Origin of the sequence: Lysinibacillus sp. JK80 (genome assembly GCF_027557635.1) — a bacterium.
GTDB classification, from domain to species: Bacteria; Bacillota; Bacilli; order Bacillales_A; family Planococcaceae; genus Lysinibacillus; species Lysinibacillus capsici.
The window spans coordinates 3,185,967-3,199,414 of the sequence record NZ_CP058997.1; the positions used below are offsets into that span (position 1 = coordinate 3,185,967).

Sequence of the window (13,448 nt, forward strand, 5' to 3'; positions counted from 1 at the left end):
CCACCTATCTATGCCAACATCATATGATATTATATGTACATTCCAAAGGGTAAATGCGAATTTATTATTTTTTGATACGGAACTCATTGCAATCCTAAATTTGCAGCCATAAAAAAACTAGGACTCACTATCAAGAGCCCTAGTTATTTCATTGTTTTAATCTATGACGAACCTCTGTTAATAAATATAACGAGCCTGCTACAATGGTTCTCTGCTGTCTATGTGATTGTGCCTGTATAAAGGATGCATAGTCAAGCAAGGTTGTTTTCGATGTTGCATGAGAAAGTTTGACCATTTGATGTGCTGGCATTGCTCGTGAATTAGCAAAATCGACGAAGTAAAAGTCATCACTCACCTGCTCTAGAATTCCGAGAATCTGCTGAACATCTTTATCTGCTAGTATGCCAACGACAAATGTTATCTGCTCATTTGGATATTCACACTGAATCGTTTCTATTAATTTTTCAGCACTTGCAGGATTATGCGCACCATCCAATATAACGAAAGGCATTATTTCTTCAAAGCGTCCCAAAATAGAGGCCTTTTGCACAGCTTGACGAATAGCTGTTTGATCAATAGACACGTCTAATTCTGACGCCACTTCAAAAAATGCTGTAATGGCGAGAGCCAGATTGTTTCCCTGATGTGTCCCCTTCATAGAACGATTCAGGTTCGCAATTTGGAACTGCTGTACGTCATTCATATAGCTTTCTCCATCAGTTGTTTGCTTAATGGCAAAATGCTGACCTAATGCAAATAGAGTGGCTTTTTTTCGAACGGCTACTGCATCCACAACTCGCTTCGCCTCATCAGGCAAATCACCAATAATAACTGGACGTTGTTGTTTAATAATACCTGCTTTATGGTGTGCAATGCTTTCAAGCGTATCCCCTAAAAACTTTGTGTGCTCTAAAGCAATACTTGGGATAATAGAGACAATAGGTGTTACCACATTTGTACTATCCAATAAACCACCCATTCCCGCTTCAATCAGCGCAATATCCACCTGCCCATTGACAAAATGTAAAAATGCCACCACCGTCAGCAATTCAAAATCGGTTAGTTTGCCACTCAGCCCAGCATCATGCATCTGTTGGAAAACTTGATCCATTTCAGCCTCTGTTATAGGTTGACCAGCTATTTGAATTTGGTCATGAACATCAACGATACATGGTGACATAAATTTGCCCACGCGTAAGCCATGTTCTTGTGCAATTGCCTCTAGAAATGTTAACGTAGAGCCTTTGCCATTTGTGCCCGCTAAGTGGACAACACGCAAAGTTTGCTCAGGATTACCTAAATATGATAAAGCCTCTTCAATCGCTGTAAGACCTGGTTTAATGATATCCTCACTTTTAACCTGCCATTTCTCTTTATAATGATCAAAGTTTGGGATCATCGTCCTTCCTCCTGTAGCCACTGTCGAGCTTGTGCTATAAAATATAATGAGCCTGTAATGACAACAATATCCTCTTTTTGGCGTTCTTGTAATACTGTTTGAAGGCTTTTTAGCCATTCTATATGAACCGTTTTATTTGCATGAGTCGACAACATCGCTAAGCTTTCAGCAGGCATTGCATTCGGTAGATCTATTTGTGTAAAAGTGATCGAGGTGGCAACAGCATCCATTAGTTCTATACTGTTACCATGATCCTTATCTGCTAATGCCGCATAAATAAAGTGATAATTGTTTCTTGGATAGACATTTTTTAGTGTTTGGATCAGAGCAGCTGTACCCTCTGAATTATGAGCACCATCTAGCACAATTTGATTCGGCCATTGCTCAAAGCGGCCTGCCCATTGCGCACATTGTAGACCTTGACAAATAGAATCATCAGTAATGACAATTGCCCCCTGCTCACGTAATGTTAGTATGGCTGTGATTGCCAAACTTGCATTATTTATTTGATGTTGACCAGCCATTTTTAATGGTACATCCTTCATCAAGACAGGGTCCTTTTCATATGTAAAATGCTGATAGTCAGTACTTTGCCAACTATTTGTCACCATGAAGTCTTGACCTAAAACATAGCACGTCGCATGTCGTTCCTCTGCCGTGGCTTTAATGACAGCCAATGCCTCCTCATTATGAACACCTACAACAACTGGTATGCCTTCCTTGATGATGCCAGCTTTTTCAGCGGCAACCTTTGCGAAAGTGTCGCCTAAAAAGGCTGTATGCTCTAACGAGATCGTTGTAATAATAGCTAAAAGCGGTGTTACGACATTTGTCGCATCCAAACGCCCTCCAAGCCCTGTCTCAATAAGCGCTATATCTACACCTTCATGTGCAAAATACTGAAACATAATGAGTGTAACTACCTCAAAAAAGCTTGGAAATTCACCATTGTAGTGTTCTTCTATAATTTTCGCAAGTTTATTGAAATAGTAGAGAAATTGCTCATCCGAAATTTGGTGGCCGTTAATGGTCATACGTTCATTAACTCGCTCTAAATGTGGAGACGTAAATGCCCCTACAGTGTAGCCTGCATGTTGAAGCATTTCTCTTAATGCGTTCACCGTAGAACCTTTACCATTTGAACCTGCTACATGGATTACTCTTAGCTTATTGTGAGGTTCATCTAAATGTCCTAGTACTTCCCGCATAAGGACAAGTGGCGCACGTTTATGATCAACTGCTTTTAATGTAAAAATAAATTTTGTACATTCGTTCATTGTGTTAAACAAAAGAAACACTCCTTCTTACTGCAATATCTTTATTTTAGTACAAGTAACGTTTAATAACATAGCAAAATGACAAAATACAAAAAACACGCAGCTAGCAACTGCGTGTTCGTATTAATATTATTTTAGTGTACTTTGTGAGCACCTAATAAAGCACCCATATTATTTAAAATGGTTTTTGCATCACTATTTAATAATGGATGAACATCTGGGCGTTGCACTAAGTCAAAAGCATTTTTTAACGTTCTTTTTAGCATCGATATATCAAAATCTGAGCAATATTCATTAATTTTTTGGATCGTTAATAAATCTGTTCGTGATAATTTAGTGCTATCCTGTTGGGGATTACTATTTGCTAATATGTGCTTAATCAGGACACGGCCACTTGTATTCAATAAACGATAATACTTTGCTTCGGATAATTTTAAGAGATTCGTTTCGATCAATACTCTCGCGCTTACAAAGTCTAATTCATCACATGCTTTGTTGACTTTTGTAATAATGGTTGCAATATTTCCTGACATTCTCAACACCTCCATTGGCTCTTATTTTCTTTACTAATAAAGACTGTCTATCTAAAAAACCATCTATTTAGATTTGGTTTTTCACGGCTAAATAACATGAAATTAGGTTTTGTTTCCTATTAGTTCAGCGCTGCACATCATCTATTAGACCAATTTATTTAAAATAATACTATATATTTTTTCCTAATTCAATGTATATCTTTAGCTCTACATAAAAAAAGCAATGGATGACTTTTTCGTCATCCATTGCTTCGTCTTTACATATTTTTTAATTCTTCTAAACGTTTTAACACAACTGCATGCTTGCTTTCGTAATCTGCTAATTTCTCACGTTCTGCGTTGACTAACGCTTCCGGTGCTTTCGATACAAACTTCTCATTCGATAATTTACCTGTAACAAGCTTTACTTCTTTTGCCCATTTCTCTAATTCTTTTTCAAGACGGGCAATTTCTTCCTCAAGATTGATCAGTCCAACAAGAGGCAGGAATACCTGTGCTCCTGTCACAACAGCAGTCATTGATTGTCCTGGGGCCTCTAAACCTTCACCAATTGTTAAAGTGTCAGGATTACAGAATTTTTCTAGATATGCTTGATTATCTTTAAGTACAGCTGCTGTTGCTGCATCTTTCGCTGAAATAAACAACGGTACTTTTTTGCTCATCGGTGTATTTACTTCCGCACGAATATTACGTACTGAACGTATAATATCCATTAGGAGCTTCATATTATCTGCTTCATCAGCAAAATGAAGATCTGTGCGTACTGTTGGCCATGCTGCCACTGTAATAGATTCACCTTCGTGTGGTAAGTGCTGCCAGATTTCTTCTGTAATGAAAGGCATAAATGGATGTAAAAGACGCATTGTTTGATCTAGTACGTAAGCTAAAATAGATCGAGTTGTCTTTTTAGCTGCTTCATCTTCACCGTAAAGTGGTAATTTTGCCATTTCAATATACCAAGAACAGAAATCATCCCAAATGAAATTGTATAATTCACGGCCAACTTCGCCGAATTCATAACGCTCTGCAAGAGAGGTTACACGTTCAATCGTTTCATTTAAGCGCGTTAAAATCCATTTGTCAGCTACAGATTTTTCACCAGTTAAATCGATCTCATCATATGTCATACCATCCATATTCATAAGCGCAAAACGTGATGCATTCCAAATCTTATTGGCAAAGTTCCATACTGCTTCAACTTTTTCAGTTGTATAGCGTAAATCTTGACCAGGTGATGAACCAGTAGCTAAGAAGTAGCGTAATGAATCTGCACCGTATTGTTCAATGACATCCATTGGATCAACACCATTGCCAAGTGATTTACTCATTTTACGCCCTTCACCATCACGTACTAAACCATGAATTAGCACATCTTTAAATGGACGTTGATCTGTAAACTCAAGGCCTTGGAAAATCATTCGAGAAACCCAGAAGAAAATAATATCATAGCCTGTTACTAATGTATTTGTTGGATAGTAACGTTTATATTCTTCATTTGCTTCATCTGGCCAACCCATAGTAGAAAACGGCCATAGTGCTGAAGAGAACCATGTATCTAGTACATCTTCATCTTGCGTCCAGTTTTCTGCATCTGCTGGGGCTTCTTTACCTACGTATATTTCGCCTGTTTCATTATGGTACCAGGCTGGGATTTGATGGCCCCACCATAATTGACGAGAAATACACCAATCGCGTATATTCTCCATCCAGCGGGAATATGTGTTTTCAAAACGAGCAGGAACAAAGTTTACTTTCCCTTCTTCGTCCTTTTGCAGCTCTAGGGAAGCATCAGCAAGTGGTTGCATTTTAACGAACCATTGTGCTGAAAGATATGGCTCAACAACAGCACCAGAACGTTCAGAGTGTCCTACTGAATGCATATGCTCTTCAATGCGAATTAACACACCTGCTTCTTGTAAATCAGCAACAATTTGCTTGCGGCATTCGAAGCGATCCATTCCTTTATATTTGCCAGCAAGATCATTCATTGTGCCGTCTTCATTCATTACTAGAATGCGCTCTAGATTATGACGATTACCAACTTCAAAGTCGTTCGGATCATGGGCTGGTGTCATTTTTACAACCCCAGTACCAAATTCCATATCAACGTACTCATCAGCAACAATTGGAATTTCGCGACCTACAATCGGTAAAATAACGTTTTTACCAATTAAGTGCTGATAACGCTCATCGTTCGGGTGAACAGCTACCCCAGAGTCACCAAGCATTGTTTCGGGACGTGTTGTAGCAACTTCTACATAGCCAGAGCCATCAGCTAATGGATATTTCATATGATAGAAGGCACCTTGCACATCCTGATAAATTACCTCGATATCAGATAATGCTGTTTTTGCTGCTGGGTCCCAGTTGATAATACGTTCACCACGATAAATTAAACCTTTTTCATATAACTGAACAAAAACTGTTTTTACGGCATCTGAAAGACCTTTGTCTAATGTGAAACGTTCACGTGTATAATCTAATCCAAGACCAAGCTTTGCCCATTGATCACGAATATGTCCAGCATACTCTTCTTTCCATTCCCATGTTTTTTCGAGGAATTTTTCACGTCCTAAATCATAACGTGTAATATTATCCTCACGCAGCTTGGCTTCTACTTTTGCCTGTGTTGCTATACCAGCATGGTCCATACCTGGCAACCATAGGGCATCATAGCCTTGCATGCGTTTCATACGAATGAGAATATCTTGTAATGTTGTATCCCAAGCATGACCAAGGTGTAATTTACCTGTTACGTTCGGTGGTGGAATAACGATTGAATAGGGCTTTTTCCCACTTTCAGGCTGTGCCTCGAAGAACTTCCCTTGTAACCACCATTCATAGCGACCAGCTTCAATGGACTGTGGGTCATATTTAGTTGGCATTGAAATGTTTTCTGTCATATTGACTCCTCCTATTGTTTGAAAACTGTTGGTAAAGAAATACTATTTATTTTTTACCCAATAAAAAAACTCCTCTCGTCTAAAAGGACGAAGGAGTTTTAGTTCGCGGTACCACCTTTAATTCCAGCAGGGTTAAGATAAATATTAAATAACATATTTTCTCAGCCTATTCTACTGGCTCTCAATTCGGTAACGGTGTTTAACCGGCTTTAACTACTATTAGTTCACTAAAGCTGCTCAAGGGCTACCTTCAATTTCGTACAAATAGAAACTTCTCAGCTACCGTTTCCTCTCTGAAAATGTAGTCAAAATTTACTCTTCCCTATCATAGCATCTGTATTTGATTTTCCTTATTGTACCGCAGGATCGTGTCATTTTTCAAGTGATTTAGTCATCTTTTAGTAAGAGGAAAGTAAATAGAAAAGGAAGTGACAATTCAAATGCGACGACGCAAGTATAACCCTTGGCTTTTACCACCTTGGCTACGACAAGTTCGTTTTTATTGCAGAACCATCATCGTGCCGATTTGTGCTTTTCAGTTTATCCGTGTCATTATTGTGCCAACATCAGGTGATTTAGTCTTCTTATTACTCCTGCTACTTCTCTGCTATTTACTTTTGAAAGACATCATTTGAAACACGAACTTTAAGCGGTGTATATTCTTCTGTTAGATCCCAAATCATAGAAGGCACTTCATGCCAAGTACTGGATTCGCGTACAACAATATGGCTTGAGGATTCTCTTAATACAGCTTTTTGGTCAACTGTTGTAGAATTCTCTTGGCGTGAAGCTGCTGCTACTGCGGCAGGTTGTTTCACTTGAACACTTTCTTCAATTGCAGCCAATGTCTCCTCTTGTTCGAAAGCATGTGTTGATAGGTGCGGATTGTCTAACACATCTTTTTCAACAACAGGTTCATACTCATTGAAAGCGCTTGTGACTGTCCACTCAAGCTGACACATCTGATTTGTTAGACTAGGGCGAATATCCTTGACCATTAAATCTTTGACATCTGATTCTTTTGGTAAATCCACATGTAAAGGAACGGCATACTCAAAATAACCAGTATCTCCTTGAATATCAAGGGCATCAATTGTAATTAAATCTTCATTTTCCGTAAATGCTTGCATATCTTGAAAATCAAAGCGAACGTGTGCGGTGATATGATAGATGCCCATAAGTCGCAAAGAATCCTCTAACTGCATTGCCTGCCACTGTGGCTTAATTTGAACAGCTGCTATTTCAGTTGGGCAGCCATATCCAGGAAAACAAAATGTTTCGCGCATATTCCAAGTTTTGTGTTCGATAATAATCCCTCCCTTTGCATCATATGACGATTTGAAGGATAGTATGCTAGGATGTTGCCATTTGAACAGAGTTAAAAATAGATACTACTAAAAAAATGGCATGCTAGAAGTAATAGTCTAGCATGCCATTCCCATGGATGTTCGTATCATTAAACATTTACTAATTTAATTTTATTAGCTACACGATCTGTTAGCATTTGTGTTGCCTTTGGTACGATCGGTTTAAAAATCGGATTGAGAACAGGGCCAGCTAACCCGCCTGCAATGACTTCTAAGAATCCTGTCATTTTAGTATTTTCAGCGTCGATACTTTCTGCGAGGAAATAGCCATTTCCTGTGAAGTTATCAGAAAGCCCCTTTAATTCAAATGTAACTTTTGATGGTGCTATCCATTCTAAGATTGTAATTTCTACTTCAACTGTTTTTTTCAAAACGCCAACATTGCCTTTAAAAGTCCAAGTGGAGTGTTTCTCATCAATCATTTCATGTGCATTATAACCAGGGACAAGCTTTGCCCATTTTTCCATATCACTAACGAAATCCCATACATGTTCAATCCCTACGGGTACTTCGACCGTGTGTGTGCCTGTTGCCATATCAATTCACTACCTTCTTTTATGAATAGCTATATTATAAACGATATCGCCCACAATTTGGCTATGCTGAAAGATGTAATTTTGACAAAAGCAGGTCCTTCATCCAGTATAGTTGAGCGTACTTACTAGTAAATATATGCTATTGTTCCTTTTTACTCATGTATTCCTCAAGCACTATAATGCCTTCTGCTTAATCCATTAAAAAAGGTAATGTCAATGGGATATAAAGCATTTTTACAAAGCGAGGGTTTATTCCGTTCCGCTAGCATCCTTTCCAAGGGGGCGTTCGTGAGTGACAACACCTCTACATAAAATGAGTAGTGAACACTTTTACTTTATTTGAAAACCTTGCTATTAAGAATCATTTTTATGGGGTGAAGTGGAAGGCGCTTGAATCCCGTGGGATAGCTAAAGAGGTGAGCCACAGGAAAGCAAGTAGCCTACAACGGAAACCATTTTCACCTTTCAACAGCAGAAGAGCATGCTAGAAATAATTCTAGCATGCTCTATCAAATTTTATTGCGCTAATTGCGCAAATACTTTATGGAATGCTGCCACTGTTGTCGCAATGTGCTCTTCCGTGTGAGCTGTTGAGATGAATAGTCCCTCAAATTGAGAAGGAGGTAAGAAAATACCTTCCTCTGCCATTAGACGGAAATATTCAGCGAATAATTGTAAATCTGATGTTTTAGCAGAAGCAAAATCAATGACATCTTCATTCGTGAAGAAGAAGCCAATCATAGAGCCTGCACGATTAACAGTGTGCGGGATATTATATTTAGTTGCTGCTTCACGGAAACCAGCCTCAAGCTGATCCCCTAATTTTTTAAAGTAATCATACGTACCATGGTCTAAACGGGATAACGTTTCATAACCAGCTGTCATCGCTAACGGATTCCCCGATAATGTTCCTGCTTGATAAATTGGTCCAGCTGGTGCTACTTGCTCCATAATTTCTTTTTTCCCAGCGAATGCGCCTACAGGGAGACCACCTCCGATGACTTTACCTAAAGTAGTCATATCAGGCGTTACCCCAAAATACCCTTGTGCACAGCCATAATCTACGCGGAAACCTGTCATGACTTCGTCAAAGATTAATAATGCACCGTGCTCTGAAGTAAGTGCACGCAAACCTTCTAAGAAACCTGGTTGTGGAGGTACAACACCCATATTTCCTGCTACTGGCTCCACAATGACTGCAGCTAACTCTGTGCCAAATTTCTCAAAAATCACTTTTGCCCCTTCTAAATCATTATAGGCAACTGTCAACGTATTGCGGGCGATATCTGCAGGTACGCCAGGGCTATCAGGTAGGCCTAATGTGGCAACACCAGAACCAGCTTTAATCAATAAGGAGTCACCGTGACCATGATAAGACCCTTCAAACTTTAAGATCTTATCACGTCCTGTCACACCACGTGCTACACGTAATGCAGACATAGTAGCCTCTGTTCCAGAAGAAACAAAGCGAATCATTTCCATTCCTGGTAAACGGTCTAATACTAATTGAGCTAAGCGATTTTCTGTATAGCTTGGAGCACCGAAGGAAGAACCCTTCGCAGCTGTATCTGCAATTGCTTTCACTACCTCTGGATGTGTATGTCCTAAAATTAACGGACCCCAAGACAATACATAATCAATATATTCATTGCCATCAATGTCTTTAATGATTGCCCCATGGCCAGATTCCATGAAAATCGGGTCCATATTTACTGATTTAAATGCACGTACTGGGCTACTTACACCGCCCGGCATTAATTGAACAGCTTCAGCATAGGCTTGTTTTGATTTTTCGTAAGAACGTGTCATTTATTTCTCCTCCAACCAACGTGCAGCATCTTTTGCATGATACGTAATGATTAAATCAGAGCCTGCACGTTTCATGCCTAATAATGTTTCAAGCACAACTTTTTTCTCTTCAATCCAACCATTTATAGCAGCCGCTTTAATCATTGCATATTCACCTGAAACGTTATACGCAACAAGCGGTAATGGATAGTTATTTTTCATGTCTCGAATAATATCTAAATAGCTAAGGGCAGGCTTGACAATTAGGAAATCTGCGCCCTCTTCGATATCTGACTCCGCTTCACGGAATGCCTCTAGACGATTTGATGGATCCATTTGGTAGGATTTACGATCACCAAATTGCGGAGCACCATCTGCAGCATCACGGAAAGGTCCATAGTAACTGGATGCATATTTGACTGCATAGGACATAATCGGGATATGTTCAAAACCAGCTTCATCCAGACCAGCGCGAATTGCCGTTACAAAGCCATCCATCATATTTGATGGAGCAATGATATCAGCGCCAGCTTTTGCTTGTGATATCGCCGTGCGAGCTAAAACATCTAATGAAGGATCATTCAAAATTTGATCGCCCTCAATTAAGCCACAATGTCCATGATCCGTAAATTCACATAAGCATGTATCCGCGATGACTAACAACTCAGGATGACGTGTTTTAATGAGTCGAGTCGCTTCTTGCACAATGCCATGATCATGAAATGCACCTGTTCCAACCGCATCCTTTTCAGCTGGCAAGCCAAATAAAATAACTGCAGGAATACCTAATGCTACAACCTCATCCACCTCTGCCTCTAGTTTATCTAATGAAAATTGAAAAACGCCAGGCATTGAATGTACTTCATTTTTAATATTTTCGCCTTCTATTACAAAAATAGGATAGATCAGGTCCTCTTTATGTAAGTATGTTTCTTTTACCATTGATCTCATCGTTGCATTGGCACGCAAACGACGGTGTCTTTGAAATTGTAGTTTTGTCATGATTTGTCCCCTACTTTCATAATTTCTTCGATGACTGCTTGCATTGTATAAACGCTTGGCATAATATCCACAGTAGCACCGTATTGTTCAAGAGCTGCTTCCGTAATATGACCGATGGCTGCAATGCGAGCTGCTTCCCAGCCAATATGTGGAACAACTTCCATTGCATACACGTCAACTGCTGAAGGACTAGCAAAAATCACTGTAACATTTTGATGTTGCTGGATGCAACTGACAATAACAGATGTTTGATCATGTCGTTCTATCGTTTCATAGACTGTCCATTCTTTTAATTCAAAAGGCAATCCATCCTTCAGCGTACTTTTCGCCTTTTCTCCTCGAATAAACAGACATCTCGGTTGATCACCCGCTACACTCGGAAATTCTTTAACGAAAATATCAGCACTAAATATGGAAGGCATAAAGCTCACTTGAAATCCTAAATTTTCTAATGCTGTTGTTGTTTTAGATCCAATGGAAGCTATTTTTCCTTTGAAATGACTTGCATTAAATTGATGTCGAAGCATTTTACTAGCAAAAGCTTCTACAGCATTTTGACTAGTAAAAATCAACCAATCATATTGCTTAGCGCGGTTCAATAGTTCAGGATCCTTGCTATCTAATCGTTCACAAGTTTCAATTAATGGGGCTACGATGGCATGTCCACCTAAAGCTGTTATATTTTCGACAATGGTTGTTGTCTTAGATGTGCCTGTTAAAAGTATGGTTTTACCCTTTAGAGGTAAATTACTGGGCATCTTGCTCTGCCTTTACACGCTGAATTAAATCGAAAGCTCCCTGTTTTGTTAAACTAGCAGCTAGTTCTTCTCCAATTTTTTGTGCATCTGTGCCAACTACTGTTTCCTTATACACAACAGATGCATCTGGAGCAGCAACAAGGCCTGTTAATGTAATTTCTTCCCCATTTGAAGTGGCATAACCAGCAATCGGAACTTGACAACCACCATCCATTGCAGCTAAAAATGCACGTTCTGCATGTGCTTCTTGCCAAGTGAATGAATCAGTCAACTTACCTAATTCGGCTAAAAGCTCCGCATCATCGGCACGACATTCAATGCCAAGAGAACCTTGCGCTACAGCTGGTAGACATTGTTCGACAGGTAAAAACTCAGTGACTACATCATCACTCCACCCAAGGCGTTTCAAACCAGCCGCTGCTAAAATAATGGCATCATATTCTTCTGTTTCAAGCTTAGCTAAGCGTGTATCAACATTTCCACGAATCCATTTAATTTCGATATCAGGACGTACTGTTAAAAGCTGAGCACTACGACGTAAAGAACTTGTCCCAACGACTGCTCCCGCAGGAAGGTCAGCAAATTTAACATGCTCTTTCGAAATAAATGCATCACGAGCATCTTCACGTGGTGGAATACAACCAATCACTAGCCCATCTGGCAATACAGCAGGCATATCTTTCATAGAATGAACAGCAAAGTCAATTTCTTTATCGTAAAGGGCTTGTTCAATTTCTTTTACAAACAACCCTTTCCCACCTACTTTTGAAAGCTGTACATCTAAAATTTGGTCACCTTTTGTTACAATCTCTTTTACTTCAAATTCGAATGGTGCACCAGCCGCTTTTAATTCATTAATGAACCAATTTGTTTGCGTTAGCGCTAATTTACTTCTCCTAGAACCTACAATAATTTTTCTCAACAGTCTCCAACCTTTCTTCTAATACCATAAATGGAATCGCGATAAACTACTACCTAAGAAGAAGTTTACAACAACTAATAGATAGGCATAAATATGTACCCATGCATAAGTTGTACCTGTCAGCTTGCTTTTGCGATTCACATATAGGATAAAACAATACAAAATTAAAATAATGAAGGACCCTATGATTTTCGCATCGAAAATCGAAAGACTCTCTAATGTTAATAGTGCCCATTCAAACCCTAATATTAAACTTATAAATAACATCGGAATTCCAATGAAAAATGAAATATTCATCCAGCTGCTTGTCTGCTGCAAGGAAGGCAATCTAGTCCATAAATGCGACCACTTTTTCTTTTTCAGCAATCGATATAGAACGAGATACAAAATGGCAAACACAAATGTTAATGTAAAAGCTGCATAAGACAATATTGCAAATGATATATGAATAAAAAGCATCTCTGAAATTAAAGTATCCCCGACAGCTCCTGTAGGACGTTTCGGCATAAAAGTAAATATACTAGCGAATAAAAATCCTAGTATATTAATAATAAACACAGGTAAATCCACCCTTGCTATGCAATGAAGGATAATGGATAACGTCACGAGTAACCAGGAATAAAAAAGTATTCCCTCAGACAAGGATAAAATCGGAAAACGCTTCGTTTCCACAAACGTTAAAATGATAATGGCACTTTGAATCATCCATACAAATGAAACAAGCCAAAAAGCAATGCGTCTTGCACGTACTTGCTTATAAAAATAATCAGTAAAGTAAAAAACTAGACTGATCGCATACAAGACGATCATCACTTCATAGAGCCTCGTCATGGTCAAATCAGCCAATAGACATCCCTTCTTTGTCGTGAAATTAATAAACTATTTTAGCATAGAAAACAAAAAAACGTTTTCGTATCCTTAGTTTACCATACAGATACGAAAACGCCTCGTGTAATATCAGTA

General features: G+C 39.0%; 12 protein-coding genes and 1 other annotated feature. Of the genes, 1 reads left to right on the plus strand and 11 read right to left on the minus strand.

Annotated features, from left to right (window positions below):
* Window positions 1-148 precede the first annotated feature (148 nt).
* From HXV90_RS16035 to HXV90_RS16050, 4 genes are all read right to left on the minus strand, one after another.
* On the minus strand, window positions 149-1,399 hold the full coding sequence (locus HXV90_RS16035) for a bifunctional folylpolyglutamate synthase/dihydrofolate synthase (RefSeq protein WP_269897589.1): 1,251 nt from the start codon (window positions 1,397-1,399) through the stop codon (window positions 149-151).
* A complete protein-coding gene (locus HXV90_RS16040) occupies window positions 1,396-2,676 on the minus strand; it encodes a bifunctional folylpolyglutamate synthase/dihydrofolate synthase (protein ID WP_208644739.1) in 1,281 nt (426 codons plus the stop codon). The genes HXV90_RS16035 and HXV90_RS16040 overlap by 4 nt, the downstream gene beginning before the upstream one ends.
* Window positions 2,677-2,810: 134 nt before the next feature.
* Entirely contained in the window at window positions 2,811-3,209 is a 399-nt protein-coding gene (locus HXV90_RS16045) for a hypothetical protein (RefSeq protein WP_048395144.1), read from the minus strand.
* Between the two features lie 257 nt (window positions 3,210-3,466).
* Entirely contained in the window at window positions 3,467-6,112 is a 2,646-nt protein-coding gene (locus HXV90_RS16050; RefSeq protein ID WP_048395142.1) for a valine--tRNA ligase, read from the minus strand.
* An 80-nt stretch (window positions 6,113-6,192) separates the two neighbouring features.
* Window positions 6,193-6,450, minus strand: a binding site (T-box leader).
* Between the two features lie 102 nt (window positions 6,451-6,552).
* Between HXV90_RS16050 and HXV90_RS16055 the strand changes: the two genes are divergently transcribed.
* On the plus strand, window positions 6,553-6,747 hold the full coding sequence (locus tag HXV90_RS16055; protein WP_036124009.1) for a hypothetical protein: 195 nt from the start codon (window positions 6,553-6,555) through the stop codon (window positions 6,745-6,747).
* Here the strand turns inward: HXV90_RS16055 and HXV90_RS16060 are convergent.
* The 7 genes from HXV90_RS16060 to HXV90_RS16090 all read right to left on the minus strand — a co-directional run bounded on the left by HXV90_RS16060 (window position 6,724) and on the right by HXV90_RS16090 (window position 13,331).
* The gene (locus tag HXV90_RS16060; protein WP_269897590.1) at window positions 6,724-7,398 is read right to left on the minus strand and encodes a valyl-tRNA synthetase; all 675 of its coding nucleotides are present in this window, start codon (window positions 7,396-7,398) and stop codon (window positions 6,724-6,726) included. The genes HXV90_RS16055 and HXV90_RS16060 overlap by 24 nt on opposite strands.
* Before the next feature lie 170 nt (window positions 7,399-7,568).
* Complete coding sequence (locus HXV90_RS16065) at window positions 7,569-8,015, minus strand: SRPBCC family protein (protein WP_048395138.1); 447 nt, start codon at window positions 8,013-8,015, stop codon at window positions 7,569-7,571.
* 516 nt (window positions 8,016-8,531) lie between these two features.
* Complete coding sequence (gene hemL, locus HXV90_RS16070) at window positions 8,532-9,824, minus strand: glutamate-1-semialdehyde 2,1-aminomutase (protein WP_048395136.1); 1,293 nt, start codon at window positions 9,822-9,824, stop codon at window positions 8,532-8,534.
* Window positions 9,825-10,805 carry a porphobilinogen synthase gene (hemB, locus tag HXV90_RS16075; protein WP_048395134.1) on the minus strand — a complete coding sequence of 327 codons (981 nt, stop codon included), beginning with the start codon at window positions 10,803-10,805 and terminating at the stop codon, window positions 9,825-9,827.
* Window positions 10,802-11,563, minus strand: a complete 762-nt coding sequence (locus tag HXV90_RS16080; protein WP_115674150.1) for a uroporphyrinogen-III synthase — start codon at window positions 11,561-11,563, stop codon at window positions 10,802-10,804. The genes hemB and HXV90_RS16080 overlap by 4 nt, the downstream gene beginning before the upstream one ends.
* Window positions 11,553-12,485 (minus strand): hydroxymethylbilane synthase, encoded by a 933-nt coding sequence (gene hemC, locus HXV90_RS16085; protein ID WP_054550018.1) that lies wholly within the window; start codon window positions 12,483-12,485, stop codon window positions 11,553-11,555. Before hemC ends, HXV90_RS16080 begins: the two co-directional genes overlap by 11 nt.
* A gap of 18 nt (window positions 12,486-12,503) precedes the next feature.
* A complete protein-coding gene (locus HXV90_RS16090) occupies window positions 12,504-13,331 on the minus strand; it encodes a cytochrome C assembly family protein (RefSeq protein WP_004226624.1) in 828 nt (275 codons plus the stop codon).
* Window positions 13,332-13,448 lie beyond the last annotated feature (117 nt).